The following is a 23,262-nucleotide window of genomic DNA, read 5'->3' as shown; positions in this document are numbered from 1 at the left end:
GCACAGACCGATGAATACTCAGGCCCAGACAACACTGTATGCCGGTCCCCCATCAGGACCAGTATGAGTCCGGAAATAATGGGAGGTCACGTGTTTGGCCTGTCTGGAGTCATCTGCCGCTCCAGTTCGCCCGGCTCGAGCACTCCGCATTGTTCGAGTACTTCAATCAGCGCCCTGGTGTAGTGCTCGTAGTAGTCCCATTTGATCTCGCCAGCACACGAATTTTGTTCCCACGCCGCGATCGCATGAATCAGATTGTGCCTGAAATCCTCCCATTCAAAATGGCCTTCCTTGGACAGCGCCAGTGCCAGACCGAACACCGTGCGTTGCCATGCTTCGGCAAAGAACAGTTTTCCTTCGCTCCGCGGTGGCGAGTCCGGTTGCCCAAGCATTTGCGTCGCGGCATATTCTTCGAATCGAGTAAACATCAAGGGCCTTATCTGATTGGCGGAGAGGGAACCAGTGCCACTCCCATCATGGCTTCTGGTGTGACCAGCGCAGCAAGTTGTGCTTCGGTCAGGTGTTCCGAGTTCGCCGGCCGTTCAGGAAGGACAAACCAGCGGATCTGTGCGCTGCTATCCCATACCCTCACTTCCTTCTCTGCCGAAATCGGCACACCGAGTTCACGGAGCACGGCGCGCGGTTCTCGCACCCCACGCGCCCGGAACACCGGATCTTTGTACCAGTAGGGCGGCAGGCCGAGCACCGGCCACGGATAGCACGAGCACTGAGTGCAGATCACCAGATTGTGCACCGTTGCACTATTGGCGACGGCTTTCATGTGTTCGCCTTCGGCGCCTGTCATCCCCGGGAAGTTTAGTTCGGCGATGGCCTTCGGCGTATCCTCCAGCAACCGATGTTGGTATGCTGAGTCTACCCACGCCCGCGCCACGATACGAGCGCCGTTAAACGGGCCTGCCACGGTTTCGAAATGGCTGAGCACCGCATCGACGGTATCACTGCCGAGCACACCTTTTTTGATCAATAGCGCTTCGAGTGCGTGGACTTTGGCCGCGTTGCTGGCTTCGCGGTTCTCATCGTACTCGAATAGTTCGGCCATGCGTGGTCCCTCACTTGATGTTAGTGAGTTGACAGAAGATAGACATCGAACAGGTCGGCATAAATGATAGTGTGAGGTTCACTCTTGTCCCTTCCCCAAATGTCCGAGGCGTGAAACGCCACCCCATACACCTGCTGCGGTCCGACTAAGCCGTCTGGACCGGTGGATACAAAATATTCGAACGCGCCCGGGTACACTTCACTGATGGTCCCCCGCTTGTTCCGCAAGAATCCCGGCAGTCGGGTGTGATCGGCGGCTTTCGGATCGGCGACGGTGACGGTGTCGCCGACGCGAAAGCGGGCCGGAGCCACCGGTGTGCGCAGGGCGGAGTCCCCGTGATGGAGATACCTGATGACCTGTTCCTTGAGTGCGGGATTGTGATGCTCAGGTAGTGCCGCCTTGGGATTCGCACGGTAGTGCTCGGTCAAGGTAGCCAGCTCTTCGGCGGCAATATAGCCGCGCTCGACGAAAAATTGACTGATCCCCATTAGCCATTTTTCGTAATACCGATATTTAAAGTATTCGAACGGGTGCATACCTTCGGCACCGGTCCGCAGTGAGGCCCAAGTCCAGGTGTCCTTGAACGTAGTCGGTACTTGCGCAATCGGATATTTCGGCAGCGCGTTCGCCAAATGGGCGCTTTCCGCCATCATCACGGTGTGAATGCCGAAAATGCGCTTTTCCCACTCTGCCATGAACACTTTTTTGTCAAAAAAATTGACCGGTCCAAGATTCTCCAGACCGCCAATGTAGTGTTGGAGTTTCATGACACCCTCCGATTACAAGACCGGTTGGGCAACGGGATGACAAGCAAGGTCGTGTACGCAATCGAGAAATCCGCGTTGGAGCATCGCGCGATCTAGGTGACGGCCGATGAACACGAATCGACTCTGGCGCGTCTCCGTTGACGACCACCGCTTTCCGGGCTTTGCGTCCAGCAGCATGTGTACGCTATGAAAGTAAAACTGCCGGGCCTCGCCCTGGAAATTCAACACCCCTTTCATGCGCAGGAGGTGTTGCCCCTGTCGTTGAACGAGCTGATTGACCCAGCGATGAAAGCGCTCCGGGTCAAGGGGTTGGCTGGTCTCCACCGCGCAGGAGGTGATGGACGTGTCGTGGTCATGGTCGTGCGAGCCTTCCAGAATACCGGGTTCGATCGCCAGCACATGGGGCAACGAGAACCGGGGGACGCCGAGGAGCGTCTCGGCTGCCACTTCGGAGTGCGTGGTGCGGATGATAGCCGCGACCGGATTGATGGCGCGCAGATCGCGTTCCAGTGGTTCGAGGGCATCACTCTCCAGCAAATCAACTTTGTTCAGTATAATCAGATCGGCAAAAGCAATCTGTTCACGGGCCATGTCATCGTCAAGCTGATGCTGACGATTGGCTGCATCGACCAGGGTGACAACAGATTCCAGTTCGACGAGGGCCAAGAGTTCTGCGTCAGCCAGAAACGTCTGTAAGACGGGCGCCGGATCAGCCAGCCCTGAGGTTTCGATGATGAGGCGGTCAAGCTTGATATCATCGCGTGCCAACAGCACTTTCACACCGGCCACCAGGTCGGTACGCACGGTACAGCAGACGCAGCCGTTACGGATCTCTATCAGCGCGTCTTCGTCCGCGACGATCAGGTCCCCGTCAATCCCGACCTCGCCAAATTCATTGACGATTACCCCGATATTGGCGCCAGTGTGGTGCGTGAGGACATGATTGACCAGCGTCGTCTTCCCGGCGCCGAGAAACCCTGAAATGACGGTCACTGGTATTTTCCGTGACATCATTGCATATGGGTGAAGGGTCACAGGTTCAGAGTGATCGGTCTCTGCGTTGACAGGTAGTGGTGCTCTGAAACATCGCTGTTGGGCGCTAGCGGCTACCGTTTAGTCGTCTACTCATAATACTGACTTGGCGTATAGGGAGTGAACCCTTTCATCCCGAACACTCGACCAACTGCAGGCACTTCGAAGATGAGCAGGGCATCGTGCAAATTCCTTATGAGAGCGCCACCGTCTTCGACCAGTTTGAAGGGTTGCCAACGTCATCATATTTTGAGCAGGCTCAGTATTCCGAGTCAAGTTCCTTTTAGGCGAAATTCCGAACCGCTTGCACTGCAAATACCATGCGACCCAAAGCTCTCCGTAGTTGCCTCGCCGTACTCCGCCTATAGGCAGCCTGAAGCAGCGATTGAGGGCAAGGGCCATGGGTCCCTCGCAGTCGCGCTCGATCACCAGCAATGTAACAGCGACCCAGGAGTGTCTCTGGCTCGATGTGCGCCAGCGATTCATCTTGTTGGTCAGCTGCCTCGGGTGCGGGGACTTGAGACAGTTGGGAGAAGCGACACTCCCTCTCCATCATGGGGAACAACCCCATAGGTCGAGTGGGCTCGGCCAGGTCGCCAAAGCCTGCCAGCTGATAGGCTATTGCCAGGGACAGTTTCTATCGCTTATTCGAAACTTCAAGAGGATGTCAGAAGACGAAATTTAACCAGTGAAGATGCGGAGGGGCGATGGAACCCAAGTTGAGTCAGGAAACCAAGGACCTGTGGGTTGCACAACCCGAATAAAAAAGAAAGGTGCACTCGTTGGGTGTCGGGTGGCGCGGGAACGATGACTCACGCATTGGTTCGCGGAGTTGCTCTTGGTACAGCACCCTTATGTCACAGAGCGACCTGTCTCAAGTGAATGAGCCATAGCAGACCGAACGCGGAGTGCAGCAATATTACATATTCCTGATCAGCCACTAGTTATAATTAGCCTACAGTCCCCTCACCTCTTTAACCTTTACCTACTGGACGATCTCCAATAGCCCTCAGACAGTTGGACTTCTGTCCCTACTTGGCCCGATGCAGGTCGATTACTGTCCCTGCCTCATTGAGTTCCACGGTAACCATGGAGCCTTCAGCGATATTCGTCGCTTTCACCTCAAGCCTCTATAGCGGGAACTCTTTATCACCCTCGCTGGTTTGCAGCTTGACGATCTTCTTATCCCTCCCCATATAGACCAACTTCCCAGTCACAAATTGATGTTCACCCTCCTCACCCTTGAGATGCGTATCAATGACGAGATTATTCCCGTCCAGTATGAACGAAACTTCGTCACCGGCTTTGAACGTTTCATGTCCGTGTCGTCGAGAGGCATTCTCGTTTGTTTGGTATGTAGTCCCGTTCGCTGTTTTGACTGTGAGCCCGCCTGCTTTCGTCACCACAATGCCGGTAAGCTTCCTGTGGGTTGCATCCTGTTTTTCAGCTGAATTCGCGGCAAGTGGGACACACAGAATGAGCCCCATAAGTATTGATGCGACGAAGAACCCCCTTGTCTGCATGCCATCCTCCTCGGGTTTATCGGTTGAGTTATGCCTTTACAGGGAACTCGGTGTACATCATTTCAAACGGAAGGAATGGAAGAGGTTGCCATACGCCACCGCCTTTCTCACAAGGTGCCGCCGGTGAGCCTTCCAGGACCCGACGGCAGGTTGTGGTTATTATCATGAAGACCCATTAGGCTAAGCCCCATTACAAAACTGTCCATACTCCAGATCCCTAGGCCGGACATGTTCCTCGTGCGCTGTGACGATTCTCTATGGGAGGAAGTTATGAAAACATACTAATTTACCCAGCTTCCGCCATACCCACGGCATATGGGACATGCTCCCGGAGGTGGCAGCCGACCAGACCTGATGGCGTAAAGATGGTTCTACGCAGAGTCATTGCACGTCAACTATAATGGTATGGCTGGCCGCTTCACGCTTGATTGGAGGTACTCTCGATTGATTGACTGGCGCGGGAAATAGTAGTTCCCTTCGACCACCTGCCCCTCGCTGCTTTCGGCTAACGTCGCCCCATTCCAAATGGCTTTTGGCATGACAATCTCCCTTCACGGCTTTTACCCAGCCATAAGAGTGTAAGAATGTTCAAAGGAGTTCGATCTCATGCGCTATTTCAAGCATGCCCGTTTAAGCCCCACGCACCTTGAGACCGTTGAGAAGTTGCAGGCCGTCTCCAACGAACTTCTCACCGAATTATTCTCTGAGTCTGGCATCGCTTGATGTCGTGAACAAGACGACCAGCGAGCGGCATGATTTCCTCGGCTCTTGAGTGAATCGTTAGGCAGTTCTGTCTCTGACCACGCTAAGGTGAACCCATCTGATTCAAGTAATTCTCCGCCTCGCCTCGCTCTGGTAGCTTCGCATCGCCCTGCTGCCATTGATGGGCGAATTGAGTATAGAAGTGTGCTGCGCGTCGAGTATCTCCGATCTTGGTAGCAGCGCGTGCCGCCCCCAGTAACGAACGTGCACGATTCGGGTGTCTGAGGAGCGAAGTCGAAAACTCGAGTGCGGCTTCTTTGGGGTGGCCCGTTCGCAACAGTATCTCGCCGAACAATTCGTGTGGGGGTTTGATCACTATAGGCGGGCCTGACGGTGGTGACATTGCTTCCTCCAGTGCGGTGGCGAGTTTCATGGTTTTGATCGCACCGTCAACGTCATGCTTTTCGAGATTGACAATGGCGGCGATTTCCAGCTCTTGAATCTCCGTCATCCTGACCACTTGCGCGATGAAAGGCTCTTTCTCGCCGGATTTTTCCTCACGAATGGTGGCAATCTCGACTCTATACTTTGGAGCATCGCGCAACCCCTGCACGGCTGCGACTAAACCCCGCGTGAAGAGAGCTGGAATCTGAGGGATGACGACATATGCTGGTTTGGGACTGCCCCCCACCTTAGATTTGACGTCCTCCATCCCCGCTCGAGGTAAATCCAACAGGGGCGACGCCGCGTCCCATCGCTCTGTCTCTGCCACAAATGCGGCCGTCATGCTGGCATAGGTGAATGATCCGAACATCAGATTGTAAGGGTCATCTTTCGGAAATTCGGCGAGGCTTTGTCGCATAATGTTGAGTAATTGTTCCGCCTTACCGTAGCGTCCTTGTTGCAAATAGATGTACTGCAACCAATGCAGGCCGTGGTAATCGCGCTTGCTGATGGGCAGATTGTTCTGCTTCACCCATTGATCCGAAGCCGTCCACGAAGCTTCGTTTGAGGCTGCAGCTTCAGCCCACATTCCGAGTTGCAGGAAGATGTGCGAAGGCATGTGAAGAGCGTGGGGGGCTGCGGGGGCGATTTCGGCATAGCGCCGCGCGGCGGGGAGTGCTTGGGCAGCGTGTTCGGGGTCGTCATATGCGTGCAGGATGTAATGCGCTGCGCCCGGATGATTGGGATTCTTTTGGTACACATCAGAAGCGATGGCACCAGCCCGCAATCGAATTTTCAAACCCGCTGGATCATCCGCACCGACAGTCCCTATCAACGAAAGCGCATAAAAAAGTGCCACCTCCACATCATTCGGATAGTCATGGAAGAGTTTTTCCATTGCTGCCGAGTATGCACGGTCACGGGCAGGCTTCTCGCCCTCGCCATACAAAACCTTGATCGCATGCAAAAAGCCGAACTCGCGGGACGTCAGTATCGGAATGTTGGTGATCTTTGCGAGTACCTTGCGCGCCTCCTCAGTCTCCTGCGGATCACCCCAGAGCGGGTGATTGTGCGCCATCGCCTCGCCCCAGTAGCCCATCGTGCAATTCGGGTCAATTGTGGTGGACGCCCGAAACTCGTCGAGTGCCACTTCATACCAGAAGGAATGAAGCGCGGCCACCCCCCGCAGGAAGTTCGCTTGCGCACGGTTAGAGCAGGAAGTTGGGAAAACTACCATGCCCAGTTTGCCTGTTCTCTCCTGTCCAGCTAGATTGTATGGCTGCTCGGTTGTGCAGGCGGCGAATGCCGCTGTCATGAATGCGACCAGAAAAAGTGCAGTTCTCTTCAAAAAACCGGGATATGACATATCCTAGGACCAATCGGTATCGCCGCTGTCACGCCCAGAATCGGGTTGCGAGCAAGAGCTGTCGTGATCGTGACGATGCTCCCGCCGGTCTTTTGCGCTAAGATTTGTTTGATGGATAGTTGAGTGATGTGCAAGAAGCCCATGACGTTCGTCGAGACGAGCACTCTGATGTCTTCGGCGGTGTAATCCATGAACGGCTTGTTGATGAAGATACCGGCGTTATTGACCAGTACGTCGATCGACTCGAAGCGAGACAACGCCGTCTGGATGATCTCGGCTGCAGTGGCTGGTTTGCCAAGATGGCCATCCACCAGAGCGACCTGGTTGGAAGCCACGACCTCGCTGGATTGGGTCACGTTCCGGGAATTGGAAACGACGTTGAAACCTCGGTCGATAAACCCCTTCACGATTCCCGCGCCGATCCTCTGCGAGGCTCCGGTCAAGATGGCTGTCTTCCGTGAGCTGCTCATGGTTGTATACCTCGAACGCGTGTTGTCACTAGGAACAATCCGCGTCGGTAGCGTCGACCGCCGATTGCTGCCTCCTACGCAAAGGGTTCCAGTTTGGATAAGACGGTGGGAAGAAACTCTGCAATCGTCGGATGGATATGCATTGCGCGCTGTATGACCGTATAAGGCGCCTTTGCATACATGACGTCCAGCAACACGTGAACCACTTCATCGCCTCCGGTCCCAAGAATCGCCGCACCCAGAATGTGTTTTGTTTCAGCATCAACGGAGATTTTGATGAAACCTTGGGTTTCTCCCTTCTCCACAGCCCGGCCCACTCGGCTCATCGGATGTTTCGCCGCGAGTGCAGCACGCCCAGACTTTCGTATTTCGACGTCCGTCATGCCGCATCGGCCTAATGGCGGGTCTGTATATAGAGCGTACGCCTGGATTCGGTCCGACACGCGGCGGTGGTCTCCGCCCAGGAGATTGTCCGCAACGACCTCGTAATCGTTGTAAGCCGTATGCGTAAAGGCGCCGCGGCCGTTACAGTCACCCAGGGCCCAGATGCCGGACACGTTCGTTTGCAGTTGATCATCAACGACAATGTAGCCTCGTTGGTCGGTCGCAATCCCTGCCCGATCGAGCCCCAGGTCGTTCGTGTTGGGAATACGTCCCACCGCCAGAAGGACATGCGTGCCTACTACTTCAGGCGGACCCTCATCGCATCCGATGCCCACAGCGATACCGCTGTTGCGCTTCGCCAGTGATATGCATTTCGCATTCAATTTGGTCTGTATCCCCTCTACTTCCAAAATTTGGCGCACGGCGTCGGAAATATCTTCGTCTTCACGCCCAATCAGGCGCGGTCCCATTTCGACGATCGTGACTTCACTCCCGAAGCGGCGATACATCTGGCCGAATTCCAGGCCGATATAACTTCCGCCAATGATGACGAGATGTTCCGGCAAGAAGTCGACATCCATCATTGAAGAGTTTGTGAGAAATGGGACATCTTGAATCCCCGGCATCGCGGGAACAGAGGCGCGTCCTCCAACGTTGATGAAAATTTTCTCGGCTTGCAGGACATCATCGTTGACCACCACAGTGTGGGACGTCTGAAAGCGAGCATGGCCTTGGATCACCGTACAGTTTTTGAGTCCTCGCAACCATTCCTCCACGCCCTTATTCGACCGTCCAGAAATTTCGTCCTTGCGTTCTTTCACCCGTTTCATATCGACGCGCACATCGCCATTGACAGCAAAACCATATTCGGGGCCTCGGCGGGCAACATGTGCCGCGTACGCGCTTGCAACAAGAGTCTTTGTAGGGATACACCCCGTATTCACACAAGTGCCGCCAAACTCGTGGCGTTCAATAATGGCGACTGCCATGCCTCCGGCCGCAAGCCGCGCAGCCAAAGCCGGGCCTGCCTGACCAGTCCCGATGATGATGGCATCGAAATGCCGCGGCACCAGACACCTCCTTTAACAAAGATTGCAGGTCACTCTACGCGAATCGCCGACGATGACGCTTTCGTCGCTTACGTCGGTAGCACCGTCCCCGCCTGTTCCGCCACCATGTATGCGGCATACCACTCGGGCCAGTTTTCGTCGCGCTTTCCCCCCAGTACGTTCTTTTCGTGTACTCCGTGGGCAGATTCTGCACGCCGAAACGCGCTCGCCAAATCGCTCACCGATGCAAAGGTCGTCGCCGAGGAGTCGATGCGACCGGGTAATCGAGTTGTGATTTCCTGGAACAGCCAGCCGTTGCCGTCGGGATCATGGAACGAGGCGAATGAGCGGTAGCTGCGATGCTCGGGATCCGGACCACTGACCCGGAGCCGCCCAAACAGATACGGTTCGTCCTTACCAGCGTACACACCGCTGGCGTCATGAAACACCTGGCTGATTTGGATACCGCGATCAAGCAGCTCTTTGCGGGCGGCCTTAATGTCGGAAACAATCAAGTACAAGCCTTGGGCGGAGCCGGGTGCGGCCGCGGTGACATTCGTACCGAAGATGACCGAGCACCCGGAGCCTGGCGGTGTGAACTGAATCACGCGGAAGTCTTTACCGTTGTCGTAGTCAGCGTCGAGCCGCCACCCGAGCCTTTCATAGAATTCCTTCGCACGGCCGACATCCGAGACGGGGATGACCACAATCTCGAGCTTCATATCCACTTTTGCGGCTACCGCCTTGCCGATCGTGTTGTCACTACGGACTTCAGTGGTGCTCATGATTGCCTCCTCTTGTTTTGTCTATTGGCCGATCATTTCGTTCTCCGTAGCATTTGTAATGTCCTCTTTGATTGACTTGTTCCGACGAGGCTGAGCATCACATTGATGCGATAGTCGTCGGTAAAGGCTTCAGAGGAAGAATCCGAATACAAGAATTGAATATTAAGCGTCGGAGTATCATTCGCCGACGGAGTGTGTACTTTCTCCTTGATTCATCAACTAGGGAAAACCCGAGCTGTGGTCTTTCTCGATCATATCTAGCCTATTAGCCTGACGCTGTACCGTACGCAGCTCGATGTTATCGTGAAGAAATACGGCCGCTGTTCCCGAGCAAGATGCGTCTCGATGCATACAATGACGGCCACGACAACCTGTCTCGCACAGATCCTGACTCATGCTCGTACGAACACAGATGCCTTATTCGGTCTCGTTCGACCAGAGGCGTTTTATGAACGACCGGTCCCCGAGCGCCACCGGATAATTTTTTACCTCGGGCATCTCGAGGCTTTTGACTGGAACCTTCTGAGCCAAGCAGTAGTGGTTCCATCCTTCTCTCCAGAATTCGACCAGCTCTTTGCGTTCGGCATTGATCCGAAACCAGGACAAACCCAACAGGATGAGCGCTCGGATTGGCCGGAAATAGCAGAAGTGCGAGAATACAACCGCCGCGTTCGGCAAGCACTGAGCGATGTTTACAACCAGACATCAGAACAACTGCTCTCCATCGCACTGGAGCATCGGTTGATGCATGCCGAGACCTTTGCCTATCTCCTCCACTCCCTTTCGATCGAACACAAGCATATCCCCTTGGTAGCATCACCTCCCCAGAGCGTAGCTCCCATTCAGGTGATGCTTGAAATCCCCGGTGGAACGGTCACGCTAGGTCAATCGCGCGAGGATGCCTATGGCAAGAAGCAGTTTGGATGGGACAACGAATTCGAGAGCCATGAAGTGACGGTCGCCTCGTTTGCAATGAACAAATACAAAATTACGAATGGAGAGTATCTCAAATTCGTTCGCGCCGGCGGTAGCCCGCCTCACTTCTGGAGGAGGCATAAGGGCCAGTGGTACTGGCGAGGCATGTGGGAAGAAGTTCCGCTGCCATTCGATTGGCCGGTCTATGCCACTCACGAAGAGGCGTCCGCCTTTGCAGCTTGGACCGGCAAGAGATTGCCCACCGAATCCGAATTTCATCGAGCCACGTACGGAACGGTACATGGTGATGAAGAACGAGTCTATCCCTGGGGCAATGAACTGCCTGATAGCCAACGGGGTAACTTCGGCGGGTACCGATGGGACCCTATTCCCGTGACCGCAACCCCGCTGGGTGACAGCGCATTCGGAGTTTCTCAACTGGTCGGGAACGGATGGGAATGGACGTCGACGGCCTTCCAGCCATTCCCTGGATTCCAAACCTTTTCATTCTATCCCGGCTACTCGGCCCAGTTCTTTGGTGGCGACCATTACGTACTCAAGGGTGCGTCCCCGCGAACAGACGCTCGATTGTTGCGGCGATCATTTCGCAACTGGTTCCGGCCCGACTACCCTTATGTCTATGCCGGATTTCGCTGTGTGGAGGACTAACTGGATGCTCTCAGAAACTGAGCAAGCCAATGCCGCCCAGGAATTCGCCGATGCAGTAAGCGATAGCCTTAGTAAGGTGGGCCAACGCGAACTCCCTTCGAAGTATCTATATGATGATTTGGGAACGGCACTGTTTGAAGCAATCACCCTGCTACCAGAATATGGACTGACCCGCGCTGAGGGGCGCCTCCTCCGTCGTCATGCCGGGGAAATACTCAATCATCTTCCACCCCCTATTACAGTCATAGAACTGGGAAGTGGCACCGGACGAAAGACTCGCTGGCTATTGGAGGCACTTGCCGACCGAGAGCCAGTTGCCTATTTTCCTATCGATATATCCGCCGCAGCCCTTATTAAATGTCACCAAGAACTAGGAGCCGTCGGCGCAATGAGCATGGTCGGGCTGGAGAAATCGTATTTGGAAGGGCTTCAGGAAGCGGCGGCTCGCCGAAGACCGGATCAGACCCTGCTGGTCCTATTCCTTGGAAGTAGCATCGGCAATTTTGATCCGCCGGCAGCAGAGAATTTTCTGCGCGACATCCGCCACCAGTTGCAGCCCAAGGACGCACTTCTGCTTGGAACTGACGTGGAAAAATCGATCCATGATATGTTGCTGGCCTACGATGACCCGACGGGTGTAACTGCTGCTTTCAACTTGAATCTGCTTGCTCGGATTAATCGGGAACTCGGAGGAGACTTTATCCTGCGGCACTTCGAGCATGTCGTCCGGTATGACGAAGTGGATCGGCGCATCGAAATGCACCTCCGCTCGACCAAGAAACAAACCGTATCGATTCGGGCCGCGGACTTTACCTGTACCTTCAGAGAAGGTGAAACGATCTGGACAGAAGCCTGCCACAAATTCCGAGTTGAGGAGATTTCTGGCATTGCTCAACAAACAGGATTTCTGTGCGAAGCTCAATGGCTTGATTCTGAATGGACGTTTGCCGAGAGCCTTCTGATCGCCGACTAGTGAAGTAACCCTCCCTCCCGAAGGAACTGCTCGGCGACCTCCTTGATGGGCTGATGGACCCCGTCCACCTGATAGTTCAGTTTACGCATGGTTGCGTTACTGAACAGCCCAGCCAATTCAGTGAGGGCTTGCCACAACTGGGGGTTGGCTTCGAGACTTTCGCTCCGCACGGCTAACACACAGTCATACGGTGGGAAATACCCCTTATCATCCCTGAGAGCCACCACATCCAAAACCGACAACTGGCCATCAGTGGCATTTCCGGCCACCATGCTCACCTGTCGTTGATCGAGTGCCTTGTACAGCAATCCGAGGTCCATGGTCTTAGGCGATCCCTGCAGGGGAAGATGATACGTGTTCAATAACCCGTCCAATCCATCGGGTCGCTGCTGGAATTCATAGCCCACACCAAGGTTCCAGCCTGGAGAATACCGCGCTGCGTCGCTCAAACTTTCAATCCCGTTCTTCCTAGCATCGTCTCCACGGATCACCATCGCGAAGGTATTATTAAAGCCCAAGGACTCCATCCATTCGACGCCGAATTGCGCCCGATATTCCGCTCGGACGAGGGCCGTTACTGCCGCTGGATCATGGGCAGGCGGTAACTTCAGAATCGTCGTCAGCGCTGTCCCCGTGTACTCCGGATAGAGATCAATCTCTCCACGCACGAGCGCTTGATGAGCCAACATGGTCCCTCCCAAGTTGAGTTTTCGATCAACGCGGCGGCCAAGCCGATGTTCCAGATGTTGTGCAACGATCTCGCCGAGGACAACTTGCTCGGTAAAATTCTTCGAGCCGACCGTAATTGGAGGTTCCTTCGTACAGCCGACGATTCCTGCGGCCCACAGTCCAGTGATCAAACAGGCGATAACTTGTGTTCGACCCATTCGAGACCTCGATCGGCCGCCACCGCGAGCACGGCAGCCGGAACCGCACCGGCCAGAAGCAGCGTTGTATCGACGGAGGCCAGGCCGCGGAAAATAAATACACCGAGTCCGCCGCCGCCAATGGCAGCGGCAATCGTCGCCGTCCCGATCGTGGTCACGGTCGCGATACGCAGGCCGGCCAAAATCGTCCTTGCCGCCAGCGGGAGCTCGACCTCCCAGAGAAGCTGCCGTCCCGTCATGCCCATGGCGATCGCAGATTCGCGCACGGCTGGGTCCACACCCAGAATGCCGGTGAGCGTATTTCGCAGGATTGGCAAGAGCGCGTACAGTACGAGGGCGACAATCGCCGCGTGTTTGCCGATCCCACCCAGGAAGGGAAGAGGAATTAAAAATCCGAAGACCGCCAAACTTGGCACGGTTTGCATGATATTCGCAAATCCCAGCACCCACCGTTGAAGGAACGTGCGTCGAGTGAGCAAAATGCCCGCCGGAATGGCAAGGGCCGAGGCAATCGCCATGGAGAGGCTCACCAGGAACAGGTGTTCAAGCGTCAAATCGAGTATGTCGCGCGCCAACGCGGAAGACATCAGATCGTCTCTTTCCACTTCTCCTCGATGCACGTATGAAAGGCCCGAGCTTCCTTCCCGTCGGCCTTGAGGAACTCGGAGCGTCCACCCAGGAAAACCAATCGACCATTGTGAAGCACCCCGATACGGGTACCCAGTAACAACGCTTCGCGGACATCATGGGTGACGAGCAGAGCTGTTTTCTTGAACCGATCGCGCAGGTCGAGGAACTGCTGCTGCAGTTCCACACGGGTCACCGGATCAAGCGCGCCAAAGGGTTCGTCCAACAGCAACAACGGAGGATCTGCTGCGAGTGCGCGGGCGACCCCCACCCGCTGACGTTGGCCGCCGGACAACTCGCGGGGATAGCGCGTGGCGAAATGCACCGGCGGAAGCCCGAGCTGAGTCAGCAAATACTTGACGCGTATGTCGATGTCGCGGAGCTCCCAACCTTCAAGACGCGGAACCAGTCCGACATTGGCAGCCACAGTAAAATGTGGAAAGAGGCCCGCATCCTGAATCACGTACCCAGTGCGTCGCCTCAGCCGGATCAGGTCACAGGCGGTCGTGGATGTCCCCTCGATCATGACAGCACCGGCGCTTGGCAGTAGCAAGCCATTCACCATTTTCAAGGCGGTGGTCTTGCCAGAGCCGCTACGACCTAGGAGCACGAGGGTCTCGCCAGCTTCGACGTCGAAACTGAGATCGTTCAGAATATGTTTCTGACCGATGCGAGCCGAAACTTGTCGGAACGAGACAAGAGGACTCATGCGCTTAACCGGAGGCGAGGTATTCGTGAACGAACTGCACCGCCATCGCTCCCTCCCCCACCGCAGAGGCCACGCGCTTGGTGGAACCGAGCCGCACGTCCCCCGCGGCGAAGACGCCAGGACGGCTAGTCTCGAGCAGGAACGGCTCCCGGTGGGCAGTCCAGAACGGCGAGGCTGACACCAGTCGCCCAGTCTTTATGAAACCCTTAGAGTCGGTCTCTATCTCAGCGGGCAACCAATTGGTGCAGGGGATTGCCCCGATAAAGGTAAAGAGGGCAGAGGTCTGGACCGTTCGTGTCTCGCCAGTGCGGAGGTTCTTGATTTCGACGGCTTCCAGCCACTGGTCTCCTAGCATGCGGCAAATCTCCGCATCGGGCAGTACCTCGACGTTGTCGGCGCCCTCGATGCGGTCCGCCAGATAGCTGGACATATTTTTACGCAGGTCCCCTCCGCGAAGAAGTAAGAATACCCGCAGGGTCTGTTCCGAAAGAAACATGACGGCTTGTCCGGCTGAATTTCCTCCCCCTACCACAATGACCTCCGAGCCCCGACAGAGCTGCAACTCTGTCGTAGTGGCAGCATAGTAGACGCCCAAGCCCTCGTACTGCTCACGCCTTGGAACATCCAGCTTGCGATACTCAGCCCCCGTCGCAATCAACACGCATCGAGTCGAGACATGCTCGTCAGCGTCGAACCAGACGACGGTCTTGTCGTTCTTGTACTCCAAGCGTGCAACCTGGGTGGGAGACGAGAACTGGGCGCCGAATTTCTGGGCTTGCAAAATGGCGCGGTTCGCAAGGTCTGAGCCGGAAATGCCGGTCGGGAAGCCGAGGTAGTTCTCGATCTTGGAGGACGTGCCGGCCTGTCCGCCCGGAGCGGTCGCGTCGATCACGACGGTGGCGAGCCCTTCTGATGATGCATACACGGCTGCGGCCAACCCCGCCGGACCCCCACCAACAACCACCAAGTCATAGACCTGTTGTCTCAGCGGCCGTCTGACTCCGATGAGGTCGGCCAATGCTCGGGTCGTTGGATTTCGTAGTAACGGCTCGGATCCGAAGACGACCACCGGAGTTTCAGCCTCGCTGAGGCCAAAGCTCCGTAGCAGTGCGCCCACTTGAGGGTCATGATCCACATCGATCCAGGTGAACGGCACCTGGTTCCTGGCGAGGAAGTCACGAATACGGAAGGTGTCGCGCGAGGAGCCAGCCCCGAGTACTCGGAGTCCTTGAAAGTCCGACGCCACCAGCAATTCGCGCCGCGCAATAAATGCGCGAAGCAGCAACTCGCCGAGTGCCGGCCGCTCGCCCATGATGCGCCTGATGTCACTGGGCGCGATCTCGAAGACCTTGGTGTCGCCACGAGCCACCGCACTGATCAGCGCAGGCCGGCCAGTCACCAAACTGACATCGCCGCCGAAAGCATGGACTTCGTGCAGGGTGACTGCCTTGGGCTCGCCGCTCGAATGCTCCAAGATCTCCACTGCGCCGCTCTCGACGACGAAGAATTTGTAGTCACGATCGCCTGCCTTGAACAGGTGCTCCCCGTCACGCAAGCCCCGGTGCGTGCCGAACTTGGCCAGCGTGGCGACTTGAACGTCGTCGAGGGTGGGAAAGGCGACCGTGGACAAGTTGTGGTCGGCCATGTCTCAACCTCCTCATGAGGACAAAGAGCCTGACTCTCTACTGCAAGAACGGCACGACACGCGCCGGCACGTCCAGATCCATATGATCAACGTAACACCAGGCCCATCGTTCGCCAGGCTCGAAAGAGGCCATCACCGGATGGGTCGTGTGCGCGAAATGTTTTGTTGCGTGGCGATTAGGTGAGCTGTCACAGCAGCCGACATGACCGCAGGTTAGGCAGAGACGGAGATGCATCCAGGACGATCCAATTTTCAGGCATTCTTCACATCCTAAAGTGCGAGCGGGAACGGGCTTTAGAGCGGTCACGTGGGGACAGGTCATAATTTACCTCCCTGAGTGAAGGGCAACCGCACAATTGTGAATCACTAATACATACTGTTGCTAACGCTAAAACGAACAGAGGCTAATGCTAGCAAACGGTTAGCCAAACTTTCCATGCCTTTGCACATTTATCGCTGGTGTTGTGCCCCCGGTTAGCCCGTAGACAGGGTGAAGTCCTCACAGAAGGTGCCGGAAGCACAGCAGAATCTGTTCAAGATGATCGCGGCAGATGAAGACCGTGGACCTCGGTATGGAGGAGCAGGCGGGTCCTACCAGATAGCCCTTGAGGAGTGGAGCCTTGGCAGTGACTGAATTCTCTAAAGAGACTGGTCACAATCTAGCAATGACCTGTCCACATTTAGAGTACGGCAGTGCACATGTCTGAAACTACTTCATGGTGCCGTTCATTCCCGTCTTGAAAGGCAATTAATGGGACACCTACCCCTTGATTGGGAAACGCCCTCAGCATAAACTATTCCCTGTTAATTCCCTGTTTCTTCGAATGCGTGGAATTCTTGAGGGAATCGTCAACAGCCGCATGAGATAGGCCTTTCCCTAGAACAAATGGGCAAAAACCGCACGGTAATTTCAAATTTCCCTGTAGATTTCTCTGATACAGGGAATTTCTGCAGAGAAGGGTTAGCTGAAGACTGGATTCACCGCCATATATCAAAACAGTGTCATCCACCGCGAATTGATAGCCCGGAGATTCTCTGCTACAGCTTGCCCACTCATGGCCAGGCCACGTTCAGCAAGAGTCAGGCATCAATGGGGTTCGTCTTGATCCTCACCTCATGAAGGATTTGGAACATCTTTCGGTAGTCGAACAACGGTATATAAATGAACTCCTTGAACATGCGATCGAGGACCTTCTGAAGGAGTACCGCGACAAGGGCAAGGGCAAATGATCTAACGGATATACGCCAGGGACGCACGGACGGTGATCAGTATCCAAGGGGAGGTCGCAATGAATACATCCAGCTCGAACTCTATTGGTAGCTTGTCGCTAGCAACAGTCACATTGTCGCTGCTGTCTGTAGCTCTGCTCGCATCGTTAATCGGTGTTTCGAGTGTTCAAGCCAGCCTCGGGGAGGTCCAACAAGCACCACTAATCCAGAATCCTGTAAACGCTCAGTCGCTTTTGATCAAGTCAAAATCTTTCACGCAAGTCGACAATCTCGGCATGGCAAAGCTGACCGTTACGCTGACCAACACAGGTCATCAACGCGTGGAATGGATAGAAATTAGTGTCAGGTACAACAGCACGGCGGGAGAACTATTGGCTGGCAGAAAACATCTTGTTCGAGAATCGATCAATCCAGGACACACTATCCAAGTTTCAGTACCCGAGTACATACCTGCAGATGACGATGGACAGCCCATGGTTGCCGCAAGGCCGATTACTCAGTAGCTGCGTTTACCTTAACTGTGCAATTGCTCACACACCTTTGTTTTCGATGAACTGAAACATACTGATCGTTGCCGTTCTAATCTCCTAATCGAAGGGGAAGTGCACTCAACTAGCCGTCAAAGGAACAATCCTTTGTAGCTATGCCTAAACGACTCTACATGTTACGTCGACCTCCCCCGCTCGATGACGAAGGAGACGAACATATTAAGGCCCTCCGAGACCAGATTCTTAAGTTCAAGGCACCACTTGCGGAGATCACAAAGGAAAAGCGAGACCTTTTACAACGCTGGCTCGATGCAAACCAACACACTGTCGACGTATGGCCTGCGAACGTTCTCGCTGCACGGATTAATGACATTCTGGAAGGTCAGATCCCGCCAATTGTCGAACGACTAGATCTCTTTCATACCATTGCTATCCTGAGCGAAGCGACGAGCGACACGCCCGCCCTGGACAACTCACTCGCTCCGATACTGACGAAGCCAGCACCGCCTGTCGTCTTCCCCAATCACAACTTCTGCCTCACTGGTCGCTTCGTCATGGGACCGCGTGTGAACATTGACTATGAGATTACGGAACGAGGTGGCACGTTTCAGACTGCGGTCAACTCAAAGACGAACTATGTCATTATCGGTGCGGTCGACACTCGAGACAGGTTTTATTCCCCGCGTAATCCAACGATCCAAAGCGCATTGCGCCTCATTGGACGGGGCCATCCGCTCGCGCTGGTCTCAGAAGAACACTGGGCCAATCATTTGCTCTAAAGAACGGGGTCCTTTGCTGGACAGGCTACTGTTTTTTCATCTGCACACAACTGTGTCTTCATCGCAGCCTCGTCGCCCATAGGCCGATGGTTGTTGGGAAATATTCCGGCCACCCTTCCGGTCTGCAGAAAACCTTTGCGTGAGTTCTAGAAATGGTGAGACTACTCAAATCCCGCCGACCTGCACCGCGTTCATCAACGCCTGAACCGTCAACGGCGCATTCCCTTCGGATCAATTGAAGGTGAAGTTGCCACAGGGCAGGCGCATCAGTTCCGCGCCTTGCCGACCGATCCAGAAAGACGATGCTTGGCACTAATCAGAAATCAGATCCTGATACTCGCTATGCCGCCGGAGCCAACTGGCGGCATAGCCGCATAGGGGCACCGCCTTCAGTTTTTCCGCACGCACCACTTCCATTAATTTACTCATGAATTCCCCGGCCACACCCTTGCCGGGCAATTCTTGCGGCGCGAAAGCATAATCTATATCGAGCGTATTCTTATCCTTCCGGACATTGGCGTAAACCAGGTTGCCGAACGGCATTTCATAGCGTTTTTCAGGCTCATTATAGGTTACTTGATCGCTTGGGATCATGGCTCGCAACTCCTGTTGAGCATAATCAATAATATTTTCGAGGCAAAAAGAAGGCTCCGTCCTCTCACAAGGACGGAGCCTTCATCGAACAGCGCAAAGTTTACATCAGGCGATAGCGTTTCCGTTACCGGTTCACAATGTTTCCATTGTTCCGTTCTAAAGTCATGCTACCGCTTTCATGTCTCAACCAATATTGGTATACACACATGTATAGCTACAATGAGAGTGAAGGTCTGTCTTGTATGATTATCACACTAGGCAGACCCCTGGGATAAGGATCGGGCATCAACGCTAGAGAGATGTAAATACCGTGTTACTGAACAACAGGATTTGGGAACGCCCGACATGGCCTCAGTGAATAAATTCAATCTATTAGTCTCCAACCGCCCCGAAATCTCAGCGTGCCGATAACATCAGCGCGGCCACGGTCGGGTATAACCATTCTCCAGCCTGTTGGCCAACATCATCTAAAGAACTCTGGTGACTGTCGGCGATGAAGGTCATATCCTTCACTTCGCCATATATCAACTTTAGGTTCTACGAACTCTCACGTTGGATGTATCTCTCCAAACTTTCAGGGAGTTGCATCAAGATGATGGTGTATTTGAGCAATGGTTCTGCCGGGTGGCATGCCTTGTGCTGCAGTTGAATTTAATTGCTTGGTTCGTAAAGCAACATTTAGTCAACAAGCGCATAAGCAGTAAAGGTATGCAGTCTTCATACATGAGAATCGGGGGAGTGTCATATCGCCGGTATGGAGTGCTCGTGGTGGTCGGACTTCTGTGCATGTGTGTATGCACGCAGATGTTGGGACTGCCCGGTACCCTGATCGATCTCCTCACGTCTTCAGACACACTTGTGGAGTCTGTCTCGGAAGACTCTCCGCTCACCCCGGTGGTTCCTGAACCAGAAACATCAGGTTCAAGCCGTCTGCTTATCATTGGTCAATCAACGGTTCATCTTCCTGTCTTTGTGACCTCCGTCTTCCATCCTCCCCAAGCATAGCACTGCCTGAACTCACAGTTTGCATATTCACAGAGTGATGTCGGCGTTGCTGGAGGCTCAGCTTTCAGCGGCTCTGCCACTCCTATTTCACAGAGGAGATATGGCGGTGTTGACACCAATTTCCCAGTTCTACTACCGATTCAGAATTTTTCTCCACAAGAGACGATGGCTGCTTCGTTCGGCTCAAGTCGTCCGTGGTTGGTGGATGTTGGGTCCTCTTAGGTTTTTCGTAATCCGGTACTTTCAGTCCCGCAAAGCTCAGCCTTCGCTGCAAGTGGATCGGCGGGACCTATTCCCTCAGTCCCAGGTTCCTCAAGTCGTGACCGCCCTCAATCAAAAAGGCTATGCCAATGGCTGGACGCTTCCGGACGAGTATGTCACGCGAATCGTTCGGTATTGTGAGCGCACAAAGTTCCGGGCGTATTGGAATCCGCATCGATGAAGCCGACGCTCGACCAGTCCCATTCCATAGTAAGGCGCGGTTTCGCCAATCGAGATTCACCATGACCAACACAGCAAAGTACTGCCCGGACTGTATTCGTAGGTTATCACTCGCATCAGTGAAGACAGGTACAGAGAAAGAATTCTGGGACGCCAGAAGACTGGTTGAGGGGACGACTCTGAATGATCAAAGGTTTCCACAAACTGAAGTGGGATCGTGTGATAGATGCGGCCTTACGACGGTTCTTACCTACTACAGAAAACCAGATTAACAGACTGTCGATTCAATCAGCTTCATGGGCACACCTGATTGGGAGTGCCATGCTCCGTCTCACTCGAATTGCAGATCCTTATGGCAGACACGGAACGACGAGGCTGATGTGAGCGGTCACCAGAAAGGACGATCTGACGCCTGGACGATCCCCATCAAGGTGTTGCGTCAGTACCGGCCCGAGTTGTCAGCGCTTGGTGTGACACCAGTCCGAGCCGGTGTGTTGCTCTATCTCGAACAATCCCCCGGTACCCATGCCCAGCATTGTGCGAGGGTCCTCGGCGTCACTAGTCCCACCATGAGCCTTATGTTGAGAGGCCTACAGCGGGGAGGCCGGGTGAAAAGGCAGCGCTCTCCTCAGGATGACCGCTATGTCCTGCTCACATTGACCCGAAAAGGCACAGACCTCGTGAGACGGATCAGAGCACACCTCAACGACCCAAGCACTGGTAAGAGTTCCCTCTCCCCTTCGTGACATCGGGCTTGGGCTCCGGCATGATGAGTCCGTGCCGGGACCAAAGCCAAACCCCAAGCCGAAGAAACTTCCCGGCAAGAATCCATCCGACCCGATGAAGGTTATCCGCTCCACGCATGAGTGCGTATGCTGAACGTTCTCGCTGTCTGTTCATGAATCCATGTTGGTCTCTTCCAATCCTCCTCGTCATATTCCTTGACGCTCAGCCCACCCCACACCGATTGAAGGACCCGGCGCTCTCGAGAGCTCAACTTTTTGTAGTCTTGGGCGCTCATGCTCTTTCACCTCAGCTTCTGGACATTGTCCTCCCGGTATCTGGCGTAGCACCCAGCAACATTCGTATTGTTACTAGAGCCACCGCCTAGTTGTTGATAGTGCCCCACTCTGTGTAGGTATAGCCTCGTCAACGCACATAAATGTATGCCTATGCTCATCTCACTTATGAGGTCACGCAATGCGCTCTCGACCGGTTCTCGTTGTTGAGACAAATGTTCGTACCGTTGGACCGCTTCCTCAATCTGTGTCACTCCGAGCCACTCAATAAACTGACAGAACTCCTATTGAAAGCCAAATAAGGGAGGCTTACTCGCCGAGGCACCAGCGATCCATTCAATCATGTTTACTCCTTTGCGTGACTTTTACTATGCGGGATACATGATCAAACTCACTCCTCAACGCCAAGCGGATGGGCGATGGGGATGCCAGTATTCCATTCTTATGGAAGGCCTGAAGGTTAGAGTGAATTCGAAGGAGGGATGTGTGGAAACGGACTTCCCAACATCGCTTGCTGCAGAAATAGCCGCGTTGAAGGCCGCGAAGGGCCAGATTGATTCTTGGGTGTAGGCGTTCTATTCACTAACGTGCTCAAGGTAAATCGACATGACCCGAGCAGTGGCCTACAAAGGATTCATCATTCGGCCTGCACCGCAGCAGCTTGTGGAGAGCGGCATGTGGGGATTGAACCTTTTCATTTCGTGGTCCATTCACAACCAAGAACACTCGCTTCATTTCCTCAAAGACGAAGCATATGCGAGTAAGGACGAAGCCGAGGCCATCTGTATTAACTACGGCAAGCTGATCATTGATGGCGAAATCCCCGGAGCTTCGGTGGGATAGCTAAGCCGATTAGCTGGAGCCGATAAGGTTTGAGGAGGATCAGCTGCCGAAGGGGAAATAACTCCTATACGCTTCTATTTTCGTTGTTCACGAACAGCCCGAACACGCAGAATTACCTCGCTCTCAAACTCCGTTCGCCGAAGCTGGTCTTGACGGTAAGCCTCAGCCACATCCTTCGGAAGGCCCTGGATCAAGTCCTTCTCGAGCTGAATAAGCTCTCTGTCGGGTGGGGGGTACACCCTCTCACGATGATTGATGTCCACGGCCGTCATATCGAACAGCTCGTGGGCCACGCAAAATATATCAGCATAGGTCATGACATACCCGAAGTCTAAAACACCCGACTCGGTTAGATACTCGGCCAGCCGAGGCTGGATATCGAATAAGCCGTCACATGCCGCTTGTAGTTGTGCAACGTGAGTTGAGCAGCCGATTAAACTTTAGCTGCCGCAGATGATGGACGATTTCATGCCCCTGCACATGATCGAAGTAGCCAATCACAATCCGACGTGTGAACGCCACCTACCTCATCTCACTCGCGAGAATCTGTCCAAAAATTTGGCCGACAGGCATCGCCTTCTCTATCATTTCCGGTAGGCTCCGTCTACACGACTATCCTTTCCGTGACGGCCTTTCGATCAGCCGCGATTGATGCAGGCACCTGAATCCATTTTGATTCTATGAGAATCGGAATCGATTCACTTCGTAACTCGGTCGCCTACGACAAACATCGGATTCCAATGAGACTCTACTTGGGCGCATTCCTTGCTGGGGGGATTCATTTCGACGGAGGAGATGATGTGAATGACCAAATCAGATCACACGGGGGAGGCTACACTAATTACAAAGGCATCAC

At 54.4% G+C, this 23,262-nt stretch carries 25 protein-coding genes; 8 read left to right on the top strand and 17 right to left on the bottom strand.

The window, feature by feature from the left end; translation table 11 throughout:
• Window positions 1-86: 86 nt before the first annotated feature.
• From H8K03_19980 to H8K03_19935, 10 genes are all read right to left on the bottom strand, one after another.
• The gene (locus H8K03_19980; GenBank protein ID UVT20027.1) at window positions 87-428 is read right to left on the bottom strand and encodes a nitrile hydratase accessory protein; all 342 of its coding nucleotides are present in this window, start codon (window positions 426-428) and stop codon (window positions 87-89) included.
• A gap of 8 nt (window positions 429-436) precedes the next feature.
• Window positions 437-1,060 (bottom strand): nitrile hydratase subunit alpha, encoded by a 624-nt coding sequence (gene nthA / locus H8K03_19975; GenBank protein ID UVT20026.1) that lies wholly within the window; start codon window positions 1,058-1,060, stop codon window positions 437-439.
• 20 nt (window positions 1,061-1,080) lie between these two features.
• Window positions 1,081-1,827, bottom strand: a complete 747-nt coding sequence (gene nthB / locus H8K03_19970; protein ID UVT20025.1) for a nitrile hydratase subunit beta — start codon at window positions 1,825-1,827, stop codon at window positions 1,081-1,083.
• Between the two features lie 12 nt (window positions 1,828-1,839).
• Entirely contained in the window at window positions 1,840-2,841 is a 1,002-nt protein-coding gene (locus tag H8K03_19965; GenBank protein ID UVT20024.1) for a GTP-binding protein, read from the bottom strand.
• 1,148 nt (window positions 2,842-3,989) lie between these two features.
• Window positions 3,990-4,382, bottom strand: coding sequence for a hypothetical protein (locus H8K03_19960; GenBank protein UVT20023.1), 393 nt, complete (start codon window positions 4,380-4,382; stop codon window positions 3,990-3,992).
• Between the two features lie 395 nt (window positions 4,383-4,777).
• Window positions 4,778-4,921: a DUF427 domain-containing protein gene (locus tag H8K03_19955; protein ID UVT20022.1), complete on the bottom strand. Its 144-nt coding sequence runs from the start codon at window positions 4,919-4,921 to the stop codon at window positions 4,778-4,780.
• Window positions 4,922-5,187: 266 nt separating this feature from the next.
• A complete protein-coding gene (locus H8K03_19950) occupies window positions 5,188-6,843 on the bottom strand; it encodes a hypothetical protein (GenBank protein ID UVT20021.1) in 1,656 nt (551 codons plus the stop codon).
• A 29-nt stretch (window positions 6,844-6,872) separates the two neighbouring features.
• Window positions 6,873-7,364, bottom strand: a complete 492-nt coding sequence (locus H8K03_19945) for an SDR family NAD(P)-dependent oxidoreductase (protein UVT20020.1) — start codon at window positions 7,362-7,364, stop codon at window positions 6,873-6,875.
• 74 nt (window positions 7,365-7,438) lie between these two features.
• Window positions 7,439-8,818, bottom strand: a complete 1,380-nt coding sequence (locus H8K03_19940) for an FAD-containing oxidoreductase (protein ID UVT20019.1) — start codon at window positions 8,816-8,818, stop codon at window positions 7,439-7,441.
• A gap of 68 nt (window positions 8,819-8,886) precedes the next feature.
• A complete protein-coding gene (locus tag H8K03_19935) occupies window positions 8,887-9,582 on the bottom strand; it encodes a glyoxalase (GenBank protein UVT20018.1) in 696 nt (231 codons plus the stop codon).
• A gap of 345 nt (window positions 9,583-9,927) precedes the next feature.
• Between H8K03_19935 and H8K03_19930 the strand changes: the two genes are divergently transcribed.
• Together H8K03_19930 and egtD are read left to right on the top strand one after the other, a co-directional pair.
• The gene (locus tag H8K03_19930; protein ID UVT20017.1) at window positions 9,928-11,166 is read left to right on the top strand and encodes an SUMF1/EgtB/PvdO family nonheme iron enzyme; all 1,239 of its coding nucleotides are present in this window, start codon (window positions 9,928-9,930) and stop codon (window positions 11,164-11,166) included.
• 4 nt (window positions 11,167-11,170) lie between these two features.
• Window positions 11,171-12,139, top strand: coding sequence for an L-histidine N(alpha)-methyltransferase (egtD, locus tag H8K03_19925; protein ID UVT20016.1), 969 nt, complete (start codon window positions 11,171-11,173; stop codon window positions 12,137-12,139).
• On the opposite strand, the gene H8K03_19920 is transcribed toward egtD, so the two are convergent.
• From H8K03_19920 to H8K03_19900, 5 genes are read right to left on the bottom strand one after another with little or no spacing between them, the layout of a single operon-like run.
• Window positions 12,136-13,026, bottom strand: coding sequence for an ABC transporter substrate-binding protein (locus tag H8K03_19920; GenBank protein UVT20015.1), 891 nt, complete (start codon window positions 13,024-13,026; stop codon window positions 12,136-12,138). The two genes, egtD and H8K03_19920, sit on opposite strands and share 4 nt — an antisense overlap.
• Complete coding sequence (locus tag H8K03_19915; GenBank protein UVT20014.1) at window positions 12,996-13,613, bottom strand: ABC transporter permease; 618 nt, start codon at window positions 13,611-13,613, stop codon at window positions 12,996-12,998. The genes H8K03_19920 and H8K03_19915 overlap by 31 nt, the downstream gene beginning before the upstream one ends.
• Window positions 13,613-14,362 carry an ATP-binding cassette domain-containing protein gene (locus H8K03_19910; protein UVT20013.1) on the bottom strand — a complete coding sequence of 250 codons (750 nt, stop codon included), beginning with the start codon at window positions 14,360-14,362 and terminating at the stop codon, window positions 13,613-13,615. The genes H8K03_19915 and H8K03_19910 overlap by 1 nt, the downstream gene beginning before the upstream one ends.
• Window positions 14,363-14,366: 4 nt before the next feature.
• Window positions 14,367-16,007 (bottom strand): FAD-dependent oxidoreductase, encoded by a 1,641-nt coding sequence (locus H8K03_19905; protein ID UVT20012.1) that lies wholly within the window; start codon window positions 16,005-16,007, stop codon window positions 14,367-14,369.
• Window positions 16,008-16,044: 37 nt separating this feature from the next.
• Window positions 16,045-16,329, bottom strand: a complete 285-nt coding sequence (locus H8K03_19900; protein UVT20011.1) for a UBP-type zinc finger domain-containing protein — start codon at window positions 16,327-16,329, stop codon at window positions 16,045-16,047.
• A 967-nt stretch (window positions 16,330-17,296) separates the two neighbouring features.
• On the opposite strand from H8K03_19900, the gene H8K03_19895 reads away from it, so the two are divergent.
• Both H8K03_19895 and H8K03_19890 read left to right on the top strand, forming a co-directional pair.
• Window positions 17,297-17,740: a hypothetical protein gene (locus tag H8K03_19895; protein ID UVT20010.1), complete on the top strand. Its 444-nt coding sequence runs from the start codon at window positions 17,297-17,299 to the stop codon at window positions 17,738-17,740.
• Window positions 17,741-17,880: 140 nt separating this feature from the next.
• Window positions 17,881-18,504, top strand: a complete 624-nt coding sequence (locus H8K03_19890; GenBank protein UVT20009.1) for a hypothetical protein — start codon at window positions 17,881-17,883, stop codon at window positions 18,502-18,504.
• 312 nt (window positions 18,505-18,816) lie between these two features.
• Here H8K03_19890 and H8K03_19885 read toward each other — a convergent pair whose 3' ends face one another.
• Entirely contained in the window at window positions 18,817-19,098 is a 282-nt protein-coding gene (locus H8K03_19885) for an N-acetyltransferase (protein ID UVT20008.1), read from the bottom strand.
• A gap of 708 nt (window positions 19,099-19,806) precedes the next feature.
• Between H8K03_19885 and H8K03_19880 the strand changes: the two genes are divergently transcribed.
• From H8K03_19880 to H8K03_19865, 4 genes are all read left to right on the top strand, one after another.
• Window positions 19,807-20,103, top strand: coding sequence for a hypothetical protein (locus tag H8K03_19880; protein UVT20007.1), 297 nt, complete (start codon window positions 19,807-19,809; stop codon window positions 20,101-20,103).
• A 106-nt stretch (window positions 20,104-20,209) separates the two neighbouring features.
• Window positions 20,210-20,545 carry a hypothetical protein gene (locus H8K03_19875; protein ID UVT20006.1) on the top strand — a complete coding sequence of 112 codons (336 nt, stop codon included), beginning with the start codon at window positions 20,210-20,212 and terminating at the stop codon, window positions 20,543-20,545.
• Between the two features lie 379 nt (window positions 20,546-20,924).
• The gene (locus H8K03_19870; GenBank protein UVT20005.1) at window positions 20,925-21,290 is read left to right on the top strand and encodes a MarR family transcriptional regulator; all 366 of its coding nucleotides are present in this window, start codon (window positions 20,925-20,927) and stop codon (window positions 21,288-21,290) included.
• An 879-nt stretch (window positions 21,291-22,169) separates the two neighbouring features.
• Window positions 22,170-22,406, top strand: coding sequence for a hypothetical protein (locus H8K03_19865; GenBank protein UVT20004.1), 237 nt, complete (start codon window positions 22,170-22,172; stop codon window positions 22,404-22,406).
• Window positions 22,407-22,480: 74 nt separating this feature from the next.
• Here H8K03_19865 and H8K03_19860 read toward each other — a convergent pair whose 3' ends face one another.
• Entirely contained in the window at window positions 22,481-22,723 is a 243-nt protein-coding gene (locus H8K03_19860; protein UVT20003.1) for a hypothetical protein, read from the bottom strand.
• Window positions 22,724-23,262 lie beyond the last annotated feature (539 nt).

Source organism: Nitrospira sp., assembly GCA_024760545.1.
Lineage (GTDB): Bacteria > Nitrospirota > Nitrospiria > Nitrospirales > Nitrospiraceae > Nitrospira_D.
Note: the sequence above shows the minus strand (reverse complement) of the source record. Positions and strands in the feature narration are given on the sequence as shown.